Genomic DNA, 20,339 nt, shown 5'->3' with positions numbered 1-20,339 from the left:
AGTTGCATGGTTGATTCTGATCCTTTCCAGCCATGGCAGGGTAGCTGTCTACTCACCCATTAGCTAACGAGCTGATTTCTTTGGCTTTTTACCAAAAGAATAGCTTTACAGCGACTTCCCACGTCCTTTTCTGACATCTACGCCCTCCTCGCAATTCAAAAATATTCAAAGTTCCCGGGAATTGATCGTGCAATACGCACGACCCTATACGACCCATCGTGCAGGATGCGTCCAACCTGAATTTCTCATTAAGACTAACCTGTTGATTTAAAACAGTATTTTTCAATTAAAAAGCTGGCATGCAGGCTGCAATAGTCTGGGTAATCAGGGCCATTTTGAATCGACGCCCACCAAACAGATCACCACCAGAGTGGGAGGAGTTTCAGCATGAATCGCCAACGTGTCGCCCCATTGCGCATCTCGCCTTTGCATATCCAACAAGGCCTGTTTGGCATTCTGGCGCTGCTGATCACGCTGATCGCCGGCCAGCAGTTCCTTCTGTGGGAACAGAGCCAGCAACCCGAGGCGCTGCACGTGTCGATTCAACGTGCCACCCAGACCCACTTCAGCGCCGTCAGCAGCCACCAGGCTGACCTCGCCCCAATGCGAATGATGGACGTCGACCAGGCTCAGCCTGCAGATGAGATGCCTCGTCAGGAACGCTGGGTGTTCTGAGCAAACGAACTTGGCGCGCTCGATGCGCCGGGAAAAGCACCACAAGCTACATCTCTAATATAGAAGCGTAAGGAGAATCACCATGTTGAGCTGGGCAATCACATTCTTGATCATTGCCATCATCGCCGCCGTACTGGGCTTCGGTGGTATCGCGGGCACCGCCACGGGTATCGCCAAGATTCTCTTTGTCGTGTTCCTGGTGATGTTCATTGCTTCGTTCTTCTTCGGCCGTCGCGGTCGAGGCTGAATATGAGCGTTTTGTTAAAAACTTTGGCAGCCGCCCTGCTTCTGGGCGGTAGTGCCATGGCGATGGCGGCCAATGATGGCCAGACGCGGGCCAGCGAATTGCTGAATTCGGACCCGCAATACCGTGAAACCTGGACTGAGGTCGTTAAAACGGAAGAACGACTGCCGGAATGGGTGATGAACCTGTCTGGCGATGCCGAGCAAATGAATGCGGTTGAAGAAGATGGCGACAAGTATCTGGTCGGGCCGCTTTGCGAAACGCAACCGACGTGCCTGAACAAGCGCTTGATCGTGGCCTTCAGCTTCGACAAAAAGGACGCCTACGCCATGCTGGTCGAAGTGCCTGCAGGACTGCCGGCCGACAAGTCGCCAACGCGACATGCCGACTACCGCTTCCTCGGGAAACCTGACCAGGGCATGCAGGACCTGTTGATGGAACAACTCAAGAAAGATCCGAACTGGTACTGAGTTTGTAACATGAGAGGAGCAGCATGCTCCTTTCCAGTGCGCCACCCGAGGAAGGCAGGCGCATGACCAAGGGGTCGGGACGTTCTGCCTGTTTCAGGGGCGGAGTGACCTACGGGCACATGGAGTGTCTGCGCAAGGGCCAGGTCAGGTATAAAGCTGCGACGCAGGTTCGCCAGCCCCGAGTGGCTCGACGGACTTGCGAAGAGCTTCAACGTGCAAAACGTTGATCTAGAGCATTTCGCTCATTCCCCTCTGCTGCATATTCCCCGCAAAACCGTTTCGCGGTGTTTCTTCACGACCGTATATCGAGAAACCTCCGACTTTCTGCATAAGAGTTTTCGCTGCGAAACGTAGGCTTTTTCCCAAGTTTTGCTAAGAAATCAACTGTTTAAAAAACAACCAGCCTCCTCTGAAATGGCCGGTTCACGGCACTTATGCCTGCCGAAATGTCGTATTCGAACCGGTTGGGACGCGAGTTTCAATTGCAAAAGCTCATGCCGATTCGGCATAGGGTAGGCGTTTACGGCATTAGACGTCGCTTCCTTGCATCGGAATAGTTGCGCCTTTTTTCGCCTGCAGAGAGCCGTAATAAAGCGCTCCGGGGCACCTTATACGGGGGCAGATGCACAGACTTTTTCGCCACGAGCGTTCCAGTTCTTGCATTCGCCTGAGTCAAACGCAAGTAAGGGTAAAGATATGAAGAAGGCAAAGCTCAGCCTCGCCTGGCAGATCCTCATTGGTCTGGTTCTGGGGATAGCAATCGGTGCGCTGCTCAACCATTTCAGTGCCGAAAAAGCCTGGTGGATCAGCAACGTCCTGCAACCGGCAGGCGATATCTTTATCCGTCTGATCAAGATGATCGTGATCCCGATCGTCATCTCCTCGCTGATCGTCGGCATTGCAGGCGTAGGCGATGCGAAGAAACTGGGGCGTATCGGCCTCAAGACCATCATTTACTTCGAGATCGTTACCACCATCGCCATTGTGGTCGGTCTGGTGCTGGCCAACGTGTTCCATCCGGGCACCGGCATCGACATGAGCACCCTGGGTACCGTGGATATTTCCAAGTACCAGGCGACGGCGGCCGAGGTTCAGCATGAACACGCGTTCATCGAAACCATCCTCAACCTGATCCCGTCGAACATCTTCGCGGCCATGGCCCGCGGCGAAATGCTGCCGATCATCTTCTTCTCCGTGTTGTTCGGTCTCGGCTTGTCGAGCCTGCAATCGGACCTGCGCGAGCCGCTGGTGAAGATGTTCCAGGGCGTGTCCGAGAGCATGTTCAAAGTCACCCACATGATCATGAACTACGCCCCGATCGGCGTGTTCGCACTGATCGCGGTGACCGTGGCCAACTTCGGTTTCGCGTCCCTCGTACCGCTGGCCAAACTGGTGATCCTGGTTTACGTCGCCATCGCCTTCTTCGCCTTTGTGGTACTGGGCCTGATCGCTCGCCTGTTCGGCTTCTCGGTGATCAAGCTGATGCGCATCTTCAAGGATGAGCTGGTACTGGCTTACTCCACCGCCAGCTCCGAAACCGTGCTGCCGCGCGTGATTGAGAAGATGGAAGCTTACGGCGCGCCGAAAGCCATTTGCAGCTTTGTGGTGCCGACCGGTTACTCGTTCAACCTCGACGGTTCGACCCTGTACCAGAGCATCGCGGCGATCTTCATTGCCCAGCTCTACGGCATCGACTTGTCGATCAGCCAGCAATTGCTGCTGGTGCTGACTCTGATGGTGACCTCCAAAGGCATCGCCGGCGTACCGGGCGTGTCCTTCGTGGTGCTCCTGGCAACCTTGGGCAGCGTAGGTATTCCGCTGGAAGGCCTGGCGTTCATCGCCGGTGTCGACCGCATCATGGACATGGCGCGTACCGCGTTGAACGTGATCGGCAATGCCTTGGCCGTACTGGTCATCTCCCGTTGGGAAGGCATGTACGACGACGCCAAGGGCCAGCGCTACTGGAACTCGCTGCCGCACTGGCGCAGCAAGGAAAAGTTGCCGGCGGGTGAAGTCTCCAGCAACTGATAGCTGAACCCTGTGGAGTCTGGCTTTTATGTGGGAGCCAGCCTGCTGGCGATAGCGGTGTATCAAACAACAGAGATGTTGAACGTGCCGGCCTCATCGCCAGCAGGCTGGCTCCCACAGTGACCCGAGCAAGCCACACAAACAAACCCCGGAGAAATCCGGGGTTTGTCGTTTCTGGCTACCCCGCTATCATTCGCGGCATTCTTCGGGGGATTTAACTGATGCTCAATGGCCTGTGGCTTGGCTTCTTCATCGTGGCTGCCGTTTCGGCGCTGGCGCAATGGCTGATCGGCGGCAACGCCGGGATCTTCGCAGCGATGGTGGAAAGCATTTTCGCCATGGCCAAGTTATCGGTCGAGGTCATGGTCCTGCTGTTCGGCACCCTGACCCTCTGGCTGGGCTTTCTGCGAATCGCCGAGAAGGCCGGGATCGTCGAATGGCTGGCCAGGGCGCTGGGCCCCTTGTTCCTGCGCCTGATGCCGGAAGTGCCGGCCGGTCACCCGGCCATCGGCCTGATCACCCTTAACTTCGCCGCCAACGGCCTGGGCCTGGACAACGCCGCCACGCCGATCGGCCTTAAAGCCATGAAGGCGCTGCAAGAACTCAACCCCAGCGCCACCATCGCCAGCAACGCGCAGATCCTGTTCCTGGTGCTCAACGCGTCCTCCCTGACCCTGCTGCCGGTGACGATCTTCATGTACCGCGCCCAGCAAGGTGCGCCTGATCCAACGCTGGTGTTTCTGCCCATCCTGCTCGCCACCAGTTGCTCGACGCTGGTAGGCCTGCTGTCGGTGGCGTTCATGCAACGTCTGCGGCTGTGGGACCCGGTGGTGCTCGCGTACCTGATTCCCGGTGCCCTGGCCCTCGGGGGCTTCATGGCGCTGCTGGCGACGCTCTCGGCGACCGCTCTGGCCGGCCTGTCATCGATCCTCGGCAACCTGACGCTGTTCGGGTTGATCATGCTGTTTCTGGTGATCGGCGCATTGCGCAAAGTGAAGGTCTACGAAGCGTTCGTCGAAGGCGCGAAAGAAGGCTTCGACGTGGCCAAGAACCTGTTGCCGTATCTGGTGGCAATGCTCTGTGCCGTCGGTGTACTGCGGGCGTCCGGCGCGTTGGACTTTGGCCTGGACGGAATTCGGCATCTGGTGGAGTGGGCCGGTTGGGACACGCGTTTCGTCGATGCTTTGCCGACAGCGATGGTCAAACCATTCTCCGGCAGCGCCGCGCGGGCAATGCTGATCGAAACCATGAAGACCTCCGGGGTGGACAGCTTCCCGGCGCTGGTGGCGGCGACGATTCAGGGCAGTACTGAAACGACGTTCTATGTGCTGGCGGTGTATTTCGGAGCAGTGGGGATTCAACGGGCGCGGCATGCGGTGGGGTGTGCGTTGCTGGCGGAGCTTGCCGGTGTCCTCGGCGCCATCGGGGTTTGCTACTGGTTCTTCGGCTAACCAAAAACCCTGTAGCAGCTGGCGCAGCCTGCGTTCGGCTGCGAAGCAGTCGCAAAACCAGACACCGCGATCAACCTGATAGATGCGGGATAACTTGACGACTGCTTCGCAGCCGAACGCAGGCTACGCCAGCTGCTACAAGGAATTCGCGGCGTTCCTGGGCGGCGGGGCGACTTTCTGCCCTTGCTCAACCGCCCAACTCACCACCTGCGCCGTCAACTTATCATTGGCCTGGCCAAACCCGATCACCACCGCCGGGACCTTCACATCGCTCAATGGCTGACGCACTTCAAAGCGGCGGCTGGCGAGGATTCGCTGGTCATACCCGCGCACCAGTAACGCATCCAGCCGCACGACCACGCTCGCCGCGGTGCCTTGGTATTCAGTCTGGAACGCCTGCAGGCTTCCGCCCAATTCCAGGTCTGCCTGGAAGTTGCTGTCATCCGTGCTCAGCAACGGCACCCGACCGTCCCGCAGGAAACCATCAAGCAATCGATTACGCAGCAATACCGGCGCCGGATCGCTCCAGCGTGAGGCGGTGTAGCTGCTGATCAGATCACCTTGGGGGATCACGGCAATTTTCGGGCTGTTCAACGCTTCGCTGGCCTGAGGCTTGTTCAGGCGCAACGACCAGCGTTGCGGCGCGCCGGCACTGGCCGATACGCTGCTCTGGGCCGACGGCAAGCGATAGACATCCGATGGCTCGGACTTGGGCAAGATCGAGCAAGCGCTGACCAAGGTGAAGCTGGCAAGGAGGGCGAGGGTCGCAAGCTTCATGGCGTGAACTCCTTGTTTTTGTCATTGCCCAGCAAGTAACCGCTGGGGTTGGCTTCCAGGCGTTGGGAAATGGCCCGCAACGACGTCAGGGTGTCGCGCAGTTCACGCACCGCGGGTGCGAGGCCATTGAGGCCCTGCATACCGCTGTTCAGAGAATCCTGGTTGGTCGTGAGCAATGTGTTGATGGTCGCGCTGCTTTGTTCCAGCGATTTCATCGCCTGCTCGGCGCTGCCGAACATCTGCTTGCCCTGATCGTTGAGCAGACCGTTGGCGTTACGCATCAACGCCGACGTCTGCTCCAGCATGGCGCCAGCCTGCTTGCCGACCGACGCCAGTTGCTGCATCGCCTGTCGAATATCGCCGCGCTGGTCGGCGATGGTGCCAGTGGTTTGTTCCAAGTGTTCCAGCGTCTTGCTGATGCGCTCGACGTTCTCCGTGGAAAACATCAGGTTGGCGTTATGCATCAGCGTGTTCACACCGGCCATCAAGTCGCCGCTGTCGTTCAGCAAACGGGCGATGGGCGAGGGCGACGCGATAATCACCGGCAGATGGCCGTCCTTGCCCTTGAGGTTCGGGCTTTGCGGGGTACCGCCGCTGAGCTGGATGATCGAGGTGCCGGTAATCCCGGTCAGCGCCAATATGGCCCGGGTGTCTTCCTTGATCGGCGTATCGCCGCCCAGGCGAATTCGCGCCAACACCCGGCGCGGGTCTTTCGGGTCCAGGCGCAACGTCACCACGTCGCCGACCTTGATCCCGCTGTATTGCACGGCGCTGCCCTTGGACAAACCGCTGACGGCCTCGTTGAAGACGACTTCGTAATCCTTGAACTCGGTGTCGACGCTGGACTTGGCCAGCCACAGACCGAAGAGCAGGGCGCCTGCCACCACAATCACGGTGAACAGGCCGATCAATACATGATGGGCTCGGGTTTCCATGTCAGACCTCGTTCAACTGTTGAGCGGCCGTCAGCGCCGCGCGGCCGCGAGGGCCATGGAAGTATTCGTGAATCCACGCATCGTCGGTTTCCGAGACCTTGTCGATGGCGTCCGCCACCAGCACTTTCTTCTGCGCCAGCACCGCCACCCGGTCGGTGATGGTGTAGAGCGTGTCGAGGTCGTGGGTCACCAGGAACACACTCAGGCCCAAGGCGTCGCGAAGTGTCAGGATCAACTGATCAAACGCTGCGGCGCCAATCGGGTCGAGGCCGGCGGTGGGTTCATCGAGAAACAGGATGTCCGGGTCCAGCGCCAAGGCACGGGCCAGCGCCGCGCGCTTGATCATGCCGCCGGACAGCGAAGCCGGGTATTTGTCCGCCGCCGACAGCGGCAACCCGGCCAACGCCAGTTTCACCGCCGCCAGGTGCTCGGCGTCTTCACGGCTCAGGCCGGCGTGTTCGATCAGGGGCAGGGCGACGTTTTCGGTCACGGTCAGCGAAGAGAACAGGGCGCCTTTCTGGAACAGCACGCCGAAGCGCCGTTCGACCATCGAACGCTCGTGTTCGGACAGCGTCGGCAGGTTCTTGCCGAAGACCTTCACCACCCCTTCGCTGGGCTGGCGCAAGCCGACGATGCTGCGCAGCAACACCGATTTCCCGCTGCCGGAACCGCCCACCACGGCAAGGATTTCGCCTTTGTACAAATCGAGGTCGAGGTTCTCATGCACGCTCTGGCTGCCGAAGCGATTGCACAGCCCACGGACTTCGATCACCGCCTCGGAGGGCGCTCGGGGTAGACGACTCACCAGCCCATCTCCATGAAAAACAGCGCGGCGATGGCGTCGAGCACGATCACCACGAAAATCGACTGCACCACGCTCGACGTGGTGTGCGCTCCAACGGATTCGGCGCTGCCACTGACCTTGAAGCCTTCAAGGCAACCGATCGCAGCGATCAGGAAGGCGAAGATCGGCGCTTTGACGATCCCCACCAGAAAGTGCTGAACGCCGATATCGGTTTGCAGCAGCGACAGGAACATCGCCGGTGAAATATCCAGCGACACGGCGCACACCACGCCACCGCCAATAATCCCCGAGAGCATCGCCAGAAAGGTCAGCATCGGCAGCGCCACGAGCAACGCCAACACCCGCGGCACTACCAGCAACTCCATCGGGTCGAGGCCGAGCGTGCGGATGGCGTCGATTTCTTCGTTGGCCTTCATCGAGCCGATCTGCGCGGTGAACGCACTGGCGGTACGCCCGGCCATCAGGATCGCGGTCAGCAACACGCCGAATTCGCGCAGGAAGGAGAACGCCACCAGGTCCACGGTGAAAATACTCGCGCCGAAACTCGCCAACACCGTCGCCCCGAGAAACGCCACCACGGCGCCGACCAGAAAGGTCAGCAGGGCAACGATGGGCGCGGCGTCGAGGCCGGTCTGTTCGATGTGCGCAACCATTGGCGTGATGCGCCAGCGCTTGGGGCGAAACAGCCCGCGAGCGATGGTTTCGAGGATCAGGCCGACAAAGCCCAGCAGTTGCAGGGTGTCCTGCCAGACGGTGTCGACTGCGCGACCAATGCGGGTCAGCAGTAGAATGCCGACGCTGATTTCCGGTTCCTTGATCGGCACGCAGAAGTCACTGAGCGAGCAATAGACCGTCTGCAACAGGGCGCGGTCGGCAGAGGACAGTGTGCAATCGGGATGTTCGGCGGATCGACCCAGACGCTCGGACCCGAGCAATTCAACCAGCAACGACGCACCGGCTGTGTCGAGCGCACCGAGGCCATTGAGGTCGATGTGCGCAGTGTCGTCGTATTGGCCGCGGAGCTTTTCGCTCAGGTCTTTGAGATCGGCGTAATGGGCGAGCGTCCAGTCACCCGTGACCCGCAGTTGGGCGGGTGAGTGAGAGGCGTCTAGCTGGGCATTGCCGGCGATTGTGCTGCTGGTCATAAGCTCCGTGCTTGTTCGGCTATTTGCGCAGAGCTACGTAATAGCACGAACCGGATTACTTTTCTTTGATCGGTGTGCTGTCTGTGATCTTGAAGCGCAGCACACCGATCAGTTGCCCGTCTTCGGTCAGCACCCGAACCTGCCACTTACCGGCAGGATTGCCCGGAAAGTTCTGCTTGTGGGTCCAGGCGCGGTAGCCTTCCTTGCGTCCGCCGTGAATGTCCAGCGGGATGCGATCGACCTCTTTGCCGTTGAACTGCCAGACGTGATAAATCCGCTCACCCAGGCCGCGCGGGGCGTTGATCGCGGTGAAGGCGTACAAGCCGCCGCCACGGATCTGCTCGGCGCTGACTTCTTCGAGACTGGCACCGGGCGTGCGGTCCTGCATTTGGGTGCTGATCGCCACATCGGTCATCCACAGGGTCGCCGGCGGCACCCACGAGCGCAGCACCCAACCCACGCCGCCGATGCCGACGGTGATACTCAGGATTGCCAGCGCGTTGCGCACCGTGCGGATCGGGAAGATCGACGCCAGGCTCGGGAACGACAGGACGACGGCCGTGCCCAGCGCCAGTTTGAAGCTCTGGGAGGTGGTCAGGTGCAGGATGACGGGCAGGGCGGTCAACAGCGCCGCGAACAAGGTCAGCGTATGCAACGCCAGGAACGCCCAGCGCCGGGGCGCCAGCCATTTGTAGTAGAGCGGATCAATGATGGAAATCAGCGCGGCGATGCCCAGCAGCCCGGTGAAAAATAACTGGCCGCTGTTCCAGGTGGTGGTGATGAAAAAGAACGGCAGGACGAAAAACAGGCTTTCCTGGTGGATCATCTGCGTGGCGTAACGCAGCAAGGGCTGTGGAATTTCGCGTTTGAAGATTCGGGTGAAGAGCTTGGTGAGGCTGTTTTCCAGCATCAGCCAGATCCAGCTGAGCACCATGATGATGGTGATCCAGGTCGCCAGGCCCTGTTGACGATCCACCAGAATGAAGCTGCCGACCCCAGAGATAAAACCACCAAGCGCAATGACCCCAGGATAGCGCTTCATCAATTCCAGGATGCGCTGGACGTACAGGGTCAGAGTAGGCATTCGGCGGTTCACAATAGTCGTGGGGAAAATCCTCGACAGAGTACCGCCCGGGCGGGGGCGTGGCGAGGGTGCCGGTCACTTTGGTTGAACACGCTCTTCTGTGGCGAGGGAGCTTGCTCCCGCTGGGGTGCGAAGCGCCCCCAAAACCTGCCACCGGGCATCTTCAGGCATATCTCGGATATCGGTTTTACGACTGCTGCGCAGCCGAGCGGGAGCAAGCTCCCTCGCCACAAAAGCACCAGTCACAGGGACCGGTTATTTTTTGCGATGGACGCGCCAAGCCAATACCCCGAGGACAATCAATCCAAACACCCCGGCCATCGCCCACATCAACTGGTCATAACTCATCAACGGCTTCTCGATCCGCAGGTACCCCGGCTGCACGAGCAACTCACGCATGGCCTTGTTCGCTTCCGTCAGCGTCACGCCTTGCAGCTCCCTGGCCGGGTCGGCGAAGCGCCCGTCCTGGTAGTCCCCAAGCGCGCTCCAGTAGTAATCGGCCAGCGCGCTGTTGCCTTGCACGGCCCAAGCCTGGCGGGCGATGGCGGCCTGTCTGAGGCGGTTGAAGGTGTCTGCGTCGAGACCATCCTTTAGCAAGCCGGCCTTCAAATCCTCCAGTACCTGTTCGGCTTCAGGCACGTCGTCGCGTTCAAGGTCCGCGTTCAGGCTCATGAAGCCGACCCCGCCAAACACCTCGCGCTCGGCCGAGGGGCCGTAGGACAAACTGTGGGACAGGCGCAATTGGCGGTAGAGCGCCCAGTCCAGATAGTCCTTGAGCAGGTCGAAGGTTTCGTCGTGCTGATCCTGCAGCACCGGTTCCGGCACCAGCCAGTGCAGCTTGGCACCACCGCCGACGAAACCGTCGCTCAGCGTTCGCTCGTGAGCAGCGCTGGCCTGGATTTCCGGCAAAGGCTGATGATCGGTCGGGTCGACCGCTTCAAGCGCGCCATAGGACCGTTCCAGATACGCCGGCAACAGCTTGTCGAGTTCGCCGACCACGATCAGCGTCATGTTGTTGGGGGCGTACCAGGCTTTGCGCACCGCCTCCAGTTGCTCGCGGGTCAGGTGATCGACCTCGGCCCGTTCGAGGCATTTGAGACCCAGTTCCACCGCCAGCTGATTGCTCGCCGTGTGGCCCAAGTCCTGACGGTCCAGCCAGCGCTGCAAATGCGAGTAATGACCGCCGTCTTCGCGCTCGACCACTTGTTTGGCCGCGTTAATGGCGTTGTCGTCGATCCGGGTCTGGGTCAACAGCGCCAGCAGCAGATCGAGTACCTTGCGCTGGTTTTTCGCGGGGGCTTCGATGACGAACGTGGTGTCCGCATTGCTGGTGAATGCGTTCCACTCACCACCCAAGGCCTGCATCCGTTCTTCAAGGCCACCTTCGCCGGCGGCGTCGATGCCGCTGAACAGCAAGTGCTCAAGCAGATGCGGCAGCTCCTTGTCGGCACAGCTGAAATCATCCAGCCCCACGCCAACCACCAGACGAATCGCCACATGCCCACGCTCGGTGCCGGGTTTGAGCAGCAATTGCAGGCCGTTTGGCAGCGTATAGCCCTCGACCTGAAAGCGATCCAGGGCAAACGAAGGGAATGAGCCAAGCAATAGACAGGCGAACAACAGACAACGCATAGCAAGCTTCCAGGCAACCAATCGGAGATCCGAGTCGTCCTTCAGGCCCCTATCGCGAGCAGGCTCGCTCCCACAGGTGATTTGCGGCGCTCACAAAATCAATGTGGGAGCGAGCCTGCTCGCGATAGCGGTCTTAAGGCTGAACCAATGTAACTGACTGACCCCACCGCCAGACGTTCAAGGCGAATGCGTGATGTCAGCCATATCGTCGACCGCCAATGCACCAGTGTCCGACGTTTCCAACACCACATAAGCGCTGCTGCAGAACAGCGAATTCAAGCGCTTCATGTCGGCGATCAACTCCAGGTGCAGTGAACTGGTCTCGATACTCTGCACAATCTTACGTTGCAGCCGACTGACATGAGCATGGGCCAGGCGGCGTTCCTGTGCGCGAAAGCGACGTTTCTCACGCAGTAACTGGCGGGCACTTTCCTTGTCGGCACTGAGGAATACCGACAACCCGAGACGCAGATTGGAGATCAACTGGCTGTGCAACCCGGCCAATTCTTCCAGGCCCACCTCGGAAAAAGACCGGCGCTGCGAGGTTTTCTGCTGCTGCACCTTACGCAGCATGCGTTCGATCAGGTCACTCGCCAGCTTGAGGTTGATCGCCAGCTCGATGATTTCCGCCCAGCGCCGACTGTCTTGATCGCTCAGGTCTTCCCGGGGCATTTGCGCCAGGTAGAGCTTGATGGCGCTGTAAAGCGCTTCGACATCATCGGTCAGCTTGCGCATTTCCTGGGTGATGGCGGATTGTTTGCCGCGCAGCACGTCGAGCATCGCTTCGAGCATGTTGTCGATCAGGTCGCCCATGCGCAGGGTTTCTCGCACGGCGTTGGCCAGTGCCAGGCTGGGGGTGACCAGCGCTGTCAGGTCAAGGTGTCGGGGCTTCGCCATGCCGTTGAGCTCCGGCCGCTCCGGCAGCAGCCACGCGCAGAGCCTGGCCATCGGGCCAACGCTGGGCAACAGGATCAGGCAGCGTGCGGTGTTGTAGAGCAGGTGGAAGCCGATGACCATTTCCTGAGGGCTGAAGTCGAGGCTGTCGATCCAGTGCACCAACGGGTCCAGCACCGGAATGATCAGCAGCAGGCCGATCAGCTTGTACAGCAGGCTGCCAAGCGCCACTTGGCGCCCGGCGGCGTTTTGCATGCTGGTGCTGAGGAAAGCGAGGACGCCGCTGCCGATGTTGGCACCGATCACCAGGCCGATGGCCACCGGCAGACTGATCACGCCAGCGCCAGCCAGGGTCGCGGTCAGCAGGACGGCGGCCAGGCTGGAGTAGGAAATCATCGCGAACAACGCGCCCACCAGGGCATCGAGCAGGATGTCACCGGTCAGCGAGGCGAAAATCACCTTCACGCCCTGCGCCTGGGTAATCGGTGCGGCGGACTCGACGATCAGTTGCAGCGCCAGAATGATCAGCCCGAGGCCGATGCTGACGCGGCCCATCTGGCCCAGTCGGGTCTGCTTGCGGGACAGGAAGAAAATCACCCCGAGAAAGATCAGCAGCGGCGACAGCCACGACAAATCGAGCGTCAGCACCCGCGCCATCAGCGCGGTCCCGACATCCGCGCCGAGCATGGTCGCGAGAGCGGGAGTCAGCGCCATCAGGCCCTGACCGACGAAAGAGGTGACAAGCATGGCGGTGGCGTTGCTGCTCTGGACCATCGCGGTGACGACGATCCCCGCAATGAACGCCAGCCAGCGCTTGGACATGTTCTGGCCGATCACATGGCGCAGATTGGAACCGTAGACCCGCAGGATGCCGGTTCGGACGATGTGCGTGCCCCAGATCAACAAGGCCACGGCAGATAACAAATTGAGCAGGGTGAGCATGCAGGCCCCCTGTGGTGGTAGCGCCCCAAAGGGGCAAATTGACGGTGCCGCGCGACGTTCTACGTTCTGTACTTAAGCTGTAGTTGGCTAACGGTCTGGGCGCCAGCATCGCATAGCTAAAGAAGTGATTGAAACAAAACTGTCATGAAACAACATGATGCGCAGATGAGAAGGACCTGCGTGGGCGGGGGGTTACTCAAACAAAAACGCCGCTTTCTCGCCTAGGCGCAAAGCGGCGTGCTTTACAGCCGGGTGTGGCTCACGGGAACGGTAACTTCACCCATTCGAAGCTAGGTGCGCCGTGTTTTGCATTTGGTTCGGCACTAACAGGGGTTTCCATCATTTCGCGCGCTAGAGGAGTCAAATTGTGCATTGCGTTGACGATGGCATCGTAAAGTACAGCTGGATGTCCATTAAATGCCTGCTCAAGTTGCACAAGCATTAATGAATATTGCCGGTTGAACGATCTATTCAGCTCGAACAGCCGAGACCCAGGCTCATAATCGATATGACTGGGATTGCTGATAATGGGAAAAACCGCCGTGTAATCCACCTCGAACGGTTCACCTGTGGGCGGTTGCGATGGAAGATCGCCTGGGCGGTAACGACGACCTTCTGCGATTTCATTGAAACGAAAGTAATGGGCAACCTCATCAGGTAGGTCGAAGTAGTGCGCCCCTTTGTCGAACACGCTTGGATCTGCGCCTTCCCCTTGCTCAATGATGATTTGCAATGCCTCCTTGGCAGAGGCCAAATTAGTAACAAGGATGGGTTTACCACCTCCCCCCCAGTAGTATTGCTCATCGATTTGCTTGCTCGGCGGACCACAAAAAACCTCTGACTCTGGGAAGTCCACGCATAACGCTTCGAGCATGGCAATAATGCTCTGGTAAAAAGCACCAATGGTGACGTCCGGTATGATTATTTCCGGCTGAGCCCGCAGGTCAGTGGGTATGAGGCTGGTGGGCATCTCGATTTGAAGAAACACCTGAATGGACTCGGGCGAGAAGGGGGCGAGGTCAATGCTGAAAGCACGATCTTTAAAAGGTTTACCTTCAAACTCCATGCGCAGTGGAAATTTTGCAATATTGTCCGGTCCAAGACTTATGGTGCCATCCAAGCTGGAGACAACATTGCCAACCAGCACCATATGCAACATTTCTTCCATCATCACACTGCGAATCAGGTTGGAACTCACCCGATTTTTTTCTTTCCTGATACTCAGTAAGGCTGTCAGGTAAGGCGGAATTGTGCATAACTCCAACTCCATTGCCTTTTGGAGCAAAACAAGTACCTGCTGTTTTTGTTCATTCAAACGCATGACGTGTCCCTCCATTGAAACGGTTGCCACGACCCAAATGATCCCCTAGCCGTAAAGCTAGAGCTGCAAGCGTCAACGTTGGATTGATTGCGCCCAGAGAAGAAAAAACAGCGTTAGAGCAGATGAAAAGATTATCCGTACCATGAACTCTCAAATTTTCATCGGTTACGCCTTGAGTTTCATTCTTACTCATACGCAAGGTGCAAGTTGCATGATCTGCACGCCAGCTCACCGAAGGATTGCCGAGAGGAACAGCGTTCATTGCATGAAAAATGGGCAGCACATAACCCCTAATCTCCTCGAGTCGCGCATCAAAACCATCAGCCTGGCTAAAATCCATCAATGTTTCACGCATCCCTAGCCGATTGAGTTTCTCGGTGTTGGCCACACGATTACGTTCATTGCTGAAAACTTCCAGCATGCCGTGGATTTGAACTTGAGTTGGGCCGCTCACATAGCTGTCGATGGCCTCACGACTCGTTCCGGCTCGCATTTTATCCAGCAGACTTACTGATGGGGAGCCAGGAGGATTAATCAGGATAAACTTTCCTTTCTGCTGCTCCTCTGGACTATCGAAGTGACGTGAACATAACGTTGGAAAGTTAAGCTCGGGCTGAAGCCTGCGAGGGTTGCCCTTGAGCTCCGCATTAAAAACAAAATAGGGATGATTAACAATATTCCTACCTACCAAATCGTAGTGATTGCCCAGTCCGGTGGGCCAATAGGAAGAAATAGATCGTTGAAGAAGTTTGGCTGACTCTATAGTACCCGCCGCCACAATTATCCGATCAGCCTCCACAAAGACGTCAGTGTTATTATTATCTTTGTAAATGACTCCAGCAACCGTTTGACTGGACTTCACAATAATCTGCTGAACAATACTATTTAGTCTAATCTCAAGATTTGGATGATTTTTCCAGTCTTGCAACTCATCCAAATAGTTATTGGCGCAATAGCGGGCGCCAAAAGGGCAATATTTGCAGGTTCCAGTGGTCTGACAAGGAGCATGGTTGGAAGGCGTGGGTGATATACCCTGACGAGCGATAGGCACATGGGAATAGGATATACCCAGAGACTCCATGGCCATGGCAGTTGGTCTATCTTCATAGGTGTAGGGAAAAGCGTTGAACGGGTAACCCGTACTGCGAGGTACGGTGTAATCACTCGAATCGCCGGAAACGCCAATATAGTGTTCGGCCTGACCGTAATAAGGCTCCAGTGTCTGGTAACCAAAAGGCCAGTCGATCGCGTGTCCGGTGTTGGTATGCAACAAGAAATCTTCCGGTTTCAACCGAAATGACCATCCGCCCCAATGCATGGTTGATCCACCGTACGCAAAAATTCGCGCACCATCCAATGGCATGGGCGTCTTGCCGATACTGGTATTCTCTCCCTCTTTTTCACGGTCGGGATAAGGCAGATCATAATATCGTGTATAAGGAAGTTTGCCCGATACAACGTAATCCTGCCATAGCGCCGCGTCTTTCATTTTGACGGTCGTGCCCGCCTCCAACATAAGTATCGACGCATCCGGATTGTATGAAAGCAAGCGTTGCGCTAATGCGGCAGCGGCCACTCCAGAACCAATGATCAAAGTTTCCACTTTCATAACCAATCCTCAAATGTCCGATAAGGTACTGGGCGACCCGTAAAATTGGCGCCGCCTATATAACTGTTGTAGTTACGCGGTCCAAACACCCTGAACCCACCCAGGGATAACTGCAGAGCTATAAATTCGTTTGCCACTTTTTGCCGTGCAACAGCAATGAGTGTTTCAGGCGGGGGTAGGTTAGCGTCTTTATCGGTAAACAAAAAAACGTAAGCTTGTTCCTCTCCTAACGCCTCCTTTAACTCTAAAATTGTTGTACGGGCCGAAGAATAGTATTGATCATAAATAGGATTAAGCTTAATCCGATTGACCATAAAACTATAAAGTTGAGATCTGAATGGAGTAGGATCATCCATATTCCGCCAATAGATGCCTATTTTTACGAACAACTCCCACATTGACTCGAAAACCATGACATCAATAGGTTTTATTTCTGCACTTAATGGGTGCTGCATTGATTTCTGATACATTCGTCATTCTCCTGATGAGCTTGCAGATTCAGGCTGGCGCAACAGCGCAATACCGGAACCACGGTGGAGAACCGAAAAGAAATAAGCAGGTGAAGAGTCGGGGATAGGCTAACTACTAGGAGCCGCACCTGATTGGATCAGCGCGCTGTGCTGCAGGCAAATACATAATGGCCAATTGCGTGGATGCAAACAAACCCGGAGTTCATCCTGAAATACAATTTCCTCTACTGCCGTTCAATTTGAGATATAGCAGGCGATCCCTCAAAAGCAAGACTCAATCATAACTATTTACTTGAATGCGTATCACTTACATTCGATATAGCTCATAAGCCATTAAGGCTGGATTTATTATTCCCAATGACTCTTAATAACCTTTTTATGGCACAAAAAGGATTTGAATCATCAAGTGCAAAAAATCCAATGCCTTAGAGGCATTGGATTTTCGTTGTAGCAAGTAACCCCTGCCGGATAGTCAACAAGAATGCACGACTATTGTTAGTCAAAAGAACTTACTGCCCCGGAATGTCCTTGCGCAGTTTCACCGGATCTTGCTGTTTGCGTTTTTTCGCAATCGCGGTGCGCATCTTGATGTTGATCGCTTCCACCGCCAGCGAGAACGCCATGGCGAAGTACACGTAGCCTTTTGGCAAATGCACTTCGAAGGACTCGGCAATCAACACGGTACCGACCAGCAACAGGAACGACAGCGCCAGCATTTTCAGCGACGGGTGCTTGTCGATGAATTCGCTGATGGTGCCAGCCGCCAGCATCATCACCAGTACGGCGACGATGATCGCTGCGACCATGACCGGCACATGGGAAACCATACCCACGGCGGTGATCACCGAATCCAGGGAGAACACGATGTCGATAATCGCAATCTGGATGATGGTGTACAGGAAGCTGCCACCCTTGGCGGTCGGTTCCTCGTGGGTTTCGTCTTCACCTTCCAGCGCGTGGTACATCTCTTGCGAGCTCTTCCACAGCAGGAACAGACCACCGAAGAACAGGATCAGGTCTCGCCCGGAAATACCCTGGCCGAACATTTCGAACAGGTCGGCGGTGAGGCGCATGACCCAGGTGATCGACAGCAACAACAGGATCCGCGTGACCATGGCCAGCGCCAGGCCGAAGATCCGGGTGCGTTGCTGCATGTGTTTGGGCATGCGGCTGACCAGGATCGAAATCATGATGATGTTATCGATACCCAGGACGATTTCCAGGGCGGTCAGGGTAAAGAAGGCAACCCAGATTTCAGGGTTGGTCAGCCATTCCATGTGTATTCCTTTGAGCGAGTGTTAAACCACAAAAGGCCCGGGCTTCAAACAGCGAAGCCTGGACCCGTTGTGGTGAGTCTTGGGCTTATAGAGTGCTGAACAGCGGAAAGATCCCCATCAGCAATGCTGCAACCAGTATGCACATGCACACCAGCACTGCCCATTTCAGGGTAAAGCGCTGATGGTCACCGAAATCGATACCGGCCAGGGCCACCAACAAGTAAGTCGATGGTACCAGCGGGCTCAGCAAGTGGACGGGCTGACCGACGATCGAGGCACGTGCCATTTCAACTGCGGTTATACCGTAATGACTGGCTGCTTCGGCAAGTACTGGTAACACGCCGTAATAAAATGCGTCGTTTGACATGAAGAACGTAAACGGCATGCTCACCAGCGCGGTAATCACGGCCAGGTACGGGCCGAGGAAATCCGGGATCACCGCCAGCAGGCTTTTCGACATGGCATCGACCATGCCGGTGCCCGTCAGGATACCGGTGAAGATGCCCGCGGCAAAGATCAAACCGACCACCGCCAGCACGCTGCCGGCGTGAGCCGCGACGCGATCCTTCTGCTGTTGCAGGCAAGGATAGTTGACGATCATGGCAATACTGAACGCCACCATGAACAACACCGGCAGCGGCAACAGACCGGCAATCAGGGTGCACATCAGGCCCAGGGTCAGGGCGCCGTTGAACCAGATCAGTTTCGGACGACGGGCATCCGGGAACTGCGAGACGCTGATTTCACTGTGGTCGACTTCATCGCCCACCAGGTGCAATTCACCCAGACGTGCACGTTCACGTTTGCCGTAGAAGTAAGCAATCAAGAGGATTGCCACCACACCGGCCGCCATCGCTGGAATCATTGGTACGAAGATGTCCGACGGGTCCACGTGCAGTGCACTGGCCGCACGGGCAGTCGGGCCGCCCCACGGGGTCATGTTCATCACGCCACCGGCGAGGATGATCAGACCGGCCATGATCCGCGGGCTCATGCCGATGCGGCTGTAGAGCGGCAGCATGGCGGCCACGCAGATCATATAAGTGGTCGCGCCGTCACCATCAAGGGAAACGACGAGCGCCAGGACGGCGGTGCCGACCGACACTTTCAACGGGTCGCCCTTGACCAGTTTGAGGATCTTGCGCACGGCCGGGTCGAACAGGCCGGAGTCGATCATCAGGGCGAAATACAGAATGGCGAACATCAGCATCACGCCCGTCGGCGCCAGCTTGGTGATGCCTTCGAGCATCATCGGGCCGATCTTCGGCGCAAAACCACCGAACAGGGCAAAGACGATTGGAATGATGATCAGGGCGATCAGCGCAGACAGGCGCTTGGTCATGATCAGGAACATGAACGTGATGACCATGGCGAAGCCAAGGAAAGTCAGCATGGGAATACTCCAGGCGTAGCGCGGCTAGGGAATGGGCGAACCGGGTGGGTTCAGCGCAGAACGGGAAGCACGAGGCGTACGGGCGGAGTTGCAGCGAAGCGGCGGGTAGCAGAGGACATCAGAATCACCATTGTTGTTGTTAATTGGGCTGTGCGAGCGATAAAACACTGGCATTGGCCGACCGGTCTTTTGCCGGCAGTGGGGGCGATCCTAATCGGGGAAGCTTTCAGCCAGCTTTCGCTGGTGAAAGCATTGACCGGATGTGTGACCGGTCGTCGGACTGGGGCCGGGAGTTAAACCGAGTTGAGGCCATCGCGAGCAGGCTCACTCCCACACTGGATCTGTGTCGTACACAAAACCAATGTAGGAGCGAGCCTGCTCGCGATGGCGTCGCTAAAAACGCATCAGGAGGAAAGGTCATGACCGACATTCACACCGGCGGCTGTCACTGCGGACAGCTGCGCTATCAATTCAGCGGTCCGTTGCATGACATCGCCCACTGCCACTGCTCAATCTGCCGACGAGTCAGCGGCGGGATCGTGACGACCTGGATAACCGTGCCCGCGTCGGCCTTTAAATGGCTGAAAGGGACACCGGCGCAGTACGACTCTTCGACAACCTGCGTGCGCTATTTCTGCTCGACCTGTGGCGCGCAACTGGCCCTGACCACGCACCTCAGCCCCGAGAGCATCGACGTGACCATCGCCACCCTCGATCACCCCGAGCAGGCCCCGGCCGAGCGGCATATCTGGACCGACAACCGTTTACCCTGGCTGCATCTGGACGAGCACTTGCCCAGTGAAGCCGAAGAAAACCTCTGATCAAAAAATAGACAGATCCAGCGGCCGGATCGCGCCCATCCAGATCGCGTGCTCGGTGTGGTCCAGCAAATCGTCGCCGGTGTCCGGGTGCAGGAACACCACCAAGCCCTTGCGGTTAAGCGCCAGCCACGGCAGCACGTCACCGATCAGCTCCGGCCCGAACGCCAATTGGCAACTCCAGTCCGGGTGCGGGCCCACCGGGCGTTCGTGCACGCGGCCCATTTTCAGCGGGAACAATTGCGCCGCTTGCTCGCACAGCGCTCGCGCCTGATCAATGCTGCTGGCGTCGAAATAGACATGGGCGTGGTAACCCTTGATCTCTTGCATCTGAAACCCTCTGAAACCCAGTCGAACCCTCACCGATTC

At 57.4% G+C, this 20,339-nt stretch carries 19 protein-coding genes; 6 read left to right on the top strand and 13 right to left on the bottom strand.

All coding sequences use genetic code 11. The annotated features are described in order from the left end of the window. The first annotated feature begins 387 nt into the window (after positions 1–387). The 5 genes from ACA070_RS00240 to ACA070_RS00220 all read left to right on the top strand — a co-directional run bounded on the left by ACA070_RS00240 (position 388) and on the right by ACA070_RS00220 (position 4,868). Entirely contained in the window at positions 388–675 is a 288-nt protein-coding gene (locus ACA070_RS00240) for a hypothetical protein (protein ID WP_497449599.1), read from the top strand. 82 nt (positions 676–757) lie between these two features. Further along, positions 758–922, top strand: a complete 165-nt coding sequence (locus tag ACA070_RS00235) for a DUF1328 domain-containing protein (RefSeq protein ID WP_003177151.1) — start codon at positions 758–760, stop codon at positions 920–922. 2 nt (positions 923–924) lie between these two features. Further along, complete coding sequence (locus ACA070_RS00230; RefSeq protein ID WP_497449598.1) at positions 925–1,389, top strand: inhibitor of vertebrate lysozyme family protein; 465 nt, start codon at positions 925–927, stop codon at positions 1,387–1,389. A gap of 696 nt (positions 1,390–2,085) precedes the next feature. Further along, positions 2,086–3,417 carry a glutamate/aspartate:proton symporter GltP gene (gene gltP / locus ACA070_RS00225; RefSeq protein WP_497449597.1) on the top strand — a complete coding sequence of 444 codons (1,332 nt, stop codon included), beginning with the start codon at positions 2,086–2,088 and terminating at the stop codon, positions 3,415–3,417. Between the two features lie 221 nt (positions 3,418–3,638). Next, positions 3,639–4,868 carry a nucleoside recognition domain-containing protein gene (locus tag ACA070_RS00220; protein ID WP_497449596.1) on the top strand — a complete coding sequence of 410 codons (1,230 nt, stop codon included), beginning with the start codon at positions 3,639–3,641 and terminating at the stop codon, positions 4,866–4,868. 135 nt (positions 4,869–5,003) lie between these two features. Here ACA070_RS00220 and ACA070_RS00215 read toward each other — a convergent pair whose 3' ends face one another. From ACA070_RS00215 to ACA070_RS00160, 12 genes are all read right to left on the bottom strand, one after another. Continuing rightward, complete coding sequence (locus ACA070_RS00215; protein ID WP_497449595.1) at positions 5,004–5,645, bottom strand: ABC-type transport auxiliary lipoprotein family protein; 642 nt, start codon at positions 5,643–5,645, stop codon at positions 5,004–5,006. Continuing rightward, the gene (locus ACA070_RS00210; protein ID WP_497449594.1) at positions 5,642–6,580 is read right to left on the bottom strand and encodes an MlaD family protein; all 939 of its coding nucleotides are present in this window, start codon (positions 6,578–6,580) and stop codon (positions 5,642–5,644) included. Before ACA070_RS00210 ends, ACA070_RS00215 begins: the two co-directional genes overlap by 4 nt. Before the next feature lies 1 nt (position 6,581). Then, positions 6,582–7,385 carry an ABC transporter ATP-binding protein gene (locus ACA070_RS00205; RefSeq protein ID WP_497449593.1) on the bottom strand — a complete coding sequence of 268 codons (804 nt, stop codon included), beginning with the start codon at positions 7,383–7,385 and terminating at the stop codon, positions 6,582–6,584. Then, on the bottom strand, positions 7,382–8,530 hold the full coding sequence (locus tag ACA070_RS00200) for an ABC transporter permease (protein WP_497449592.1): 1,149 nt from the start codon (positions 8,528–8,530) through the stop codon (positions 7,382–7,384). The genes ACA070_RS00205 and ACA070_RS00200 overlap by 4 nt, the downstream gene beginning before the upstream one ends. A 55-nt stretch (positions 8,531–8,585) precedes the next feature. Beyond that, entirely contained in the window at positions 8,586–9,614 is a 1,029-nt protein-coding gene (locus ACA070_RS00195; RefSeq protein WP_497449591.1) for a DUF5924 family protein, read from the bottom strand. Between the two features lie 255 nt (positions 9,615–9,869). Continuing rightward, entirely contained in the window at positions 9,870–11,246 is a 1,377-nt protein-coding gene (locus ACA070_RS00190; protein ID WP_497449590.1) for a M16 family metallopeptidase, read from the bottom strand. A 177-nt stretch (positions 11,247–11,423) separates the two neighbouring features. Then, positions 11,424–13,082, bottom strand: a complete 1,659-nt coding sequence (locus tag ACA070_RS00185) for a Na/Pi cotransporter family protein (RefSeq protein ID WP_497449589.1) — start codon at positions 13,080–13,082, stop codon at positions 11,424–11,426. 259 nt (positions 13,083–13,341) lie between these two features. Continuing rightward, positions 13,342–14,403 carry a ferritin-like domain-containing protein gene (locus tag ACA070_RS00180; protein ID WP_497449588.1) on the bottom strand — a complete coding sequence of 354 codons (1,062 nt, stop codon included), beginning with the start codon at positions 14,401–14,403 and terminating at the stop codon, positions 13,342–13,344. Then, the gene (locus ACA070_RS00175) at positions 14,390–16,012 is read right to left on the bottom strand and encodes a GMC oxidoreductase (RefSeq protein WP_497449587.1); all 1,623 of its coding nucleotides are present in this window, start codon (positions 16,010–16,012) and stop codon (positions 14,390–14,392) included. Before ACA070_RS00175 ends, ACA070_RS00180 begins: the two co-directional genes overlap by 14 nt. After that, the gene (locus ACA070_RS00170) at positions 16,009–16,482 is read right to left on the bottom strand and encodes a hypothetical protein (protein WP_497449586.1); all 474 of its coding nucleotides are present in this window, start codon (positions 16,480–16,482) and stop codon (positions 16,009–16,011) included. Before ACA070_RS00170 ends, ACA070_RS00175 begins: the two co-directional genes overlap by 4 nt. 509 nt (positions 16,483–16,991) lie before the next feature. Continuing rightward, on the bottom strand, positions 16,992–17,759 hold the full coding sequence (locus ACA070_RS00165) for a TerC family protein (protein WP_131059072.1): 768 nt from the start codon (positions 17,757–17,759) through the stop codon (positions 16,992–16,994). An 85-nt stretch (positions 17,760–17,844) separates the two neighbouring features. Further along, a complete protein-coding gene (locus ACA070_RS00160; protein WP_131059071.1) occupies positions 17,845–19,152 on the bottom strand; it encodes a CitMHS family transporter in 1,308 nt (435 codons plus the stop codon). Between the two features lie 419 nt (positions 19,153–19,571). Here ACA070_RS00160 and ACA070_RS00155 point away from each other — a divergent pair, with 419 nt between their 5' ends. Then, positions 19,572–19,973 carry a GFA family protein gene (locus ACA070_RS00155; protein WP_497449585.1) on the top strand — a complete coding sequence of 134 codons (402 nt, stop codon included), beginning with the start codon at positions 19,572–19,574 and terminating at the stop codon, positions 19,971–19,973. Here the strand turns inward: ACA070_RS00155 and ACA070_RS00150 are convergent, their stop codons facing one another. Next, positions 19,974–20,300 (bottom strand): DOPA 4,5-dioxygenase family protein, encoded by a 327-nt coding sequence (locus ACA070_RS00150; protein WP_497449584.1) that lies wholly within the window; start codon positions 20,298–20,300, stop codon positions 19,974–19,976. Between the last annotated feature and the right edge of the window lie 39 nt (positions 20,301–20,339).

This window comes from Pseudomonas sp. LBUM1678, from assembly GCF_059695575.1.
Note: the sequence above shows the minus strand (reverse complement) of the source record. Positions and strands in the feature narration are given on the sequence as shown.

Coding starts and splice junctions, on each gene's coding strand:
- ACA070_RS00235 (WP_003177151.1), top strand. CDS start 758: ATGTTGAGCTGGGCAATCACATTCTTGATCATTGCCATCATCGCCGCC.
- ACA070_RS00200 (WP_497449592.1), bottom strand. CDS start 8,530: ATGACCAGCAGCACAATCGCCGGCAATGCCCAGCTAGACGCCTCTCAC.
- ACA070_RS00215 (WP_497449595.1), bottom strand. CDS start 5,645: ATGAAGCTTGCGACCCTCGCCCTCCTTGCCAGCTTCACCTTGGTCAGC.
- ACA070_RS00185 (WP_497449589.1), bottom strand. CDS start 13,082: ATGCTCACCCTGCTCAATTTGTTATCTGCCGTGGCCTTGTTGATCTGG.
- ACA070_RS00190 (WP_497449590.1), bottom strand. CDS start 11,246: ATGCGTTGTCTGTTGTTCGCCTGTCTATTGCTTGGCTCATTCCCTTCG.
- gltP (WP_497449597.1), top strand. CDS start 2,086: ATGAAGAAGGCAAAGCTCAGCCTCGCCTGGCAGATCCTCATTGGTCTG.
- ACA070_RS00180 (WP_497449588.1), bottom strand. CDS start 14,403: ATGCGTTTGAATGAACAAAAACAGCAGGTACTTGTTTTGCTCCAAAAG.
- ACA070_RS00220 (WP_497449596.1), top strand. CDS start 3,639: ATGCTCAATGGCCTGTGGCTTGGCTTCTTCATCGTGGCTGCCGTTTCG.
- ACA070_RS00240 (WP_497449599.1), top strand. CDS start 388: ATGAATCGCCAACGTGTCGCCCCATTGCGCATCTCGCCTTTGCATATC.
- ACA070_RS00195 (WP_497449591.1), bottom strand. CDS start 9,614: ATGCCTACTCTGACCCTGTACGTCCAGCGCATCCTGGAATTGATGAAG.
- ACA070_RS00230 (WP_497449598.1), top strand. CDS start 925: ATGAGCGTTTTGTTAAAAACTTTGGCAGCCGCCCTGCTTCTGGGCGGT.
- ACA070_RS00165 (WP_131059072.1), bottom strand. CDS start 17,759: ATGGAATGGCTGACCAACCCTGAAATCTGGGTTGCCTTCTTTACCCTG.
- ACA070_RS00210 (WP_497449594.1), bottom strand. CDS start 6,580: ATGGAAACCCGAGCCCATCATGTATTGATCGGCCTGTTCACCGTGATT.
- ACA070_RS00175 (WP_497449587.1), bottom strand. CDS start 16,012: ATGAAAGTGGAAACTTTGATCATTGGTTCTGGAGTGGCCGCTGCCGCA.
- ACA070_RS00150 (WP_497449584.1), bottom strand. CDS start 20,300: ATGCAAGAGATCAAGGGTTACCACGCCCATGTCTATTTCGACGCCAGC.
- ACA070_RS00155 (WP_497449585.1), top strand. CDS start 19,572: ATGACCGACATTCACACCGGCGGCTGTCACTGCGGACAGCTGCGCTAT.
- ACA070_RS00170 (WP_497449586.1), bottom strand. CDS start 16,482: ATGTATCAGAAATCAATGCAGCACCCATTAAGTGCAGAAATAAAACCT.
- ACA070_RS00160 (WP_131059071.1), bottom strand. CDS start 19,152: ATGCTGACTTTCCTTGGCTTCGCCATGGTCATCACGTTCATGTTCCTG.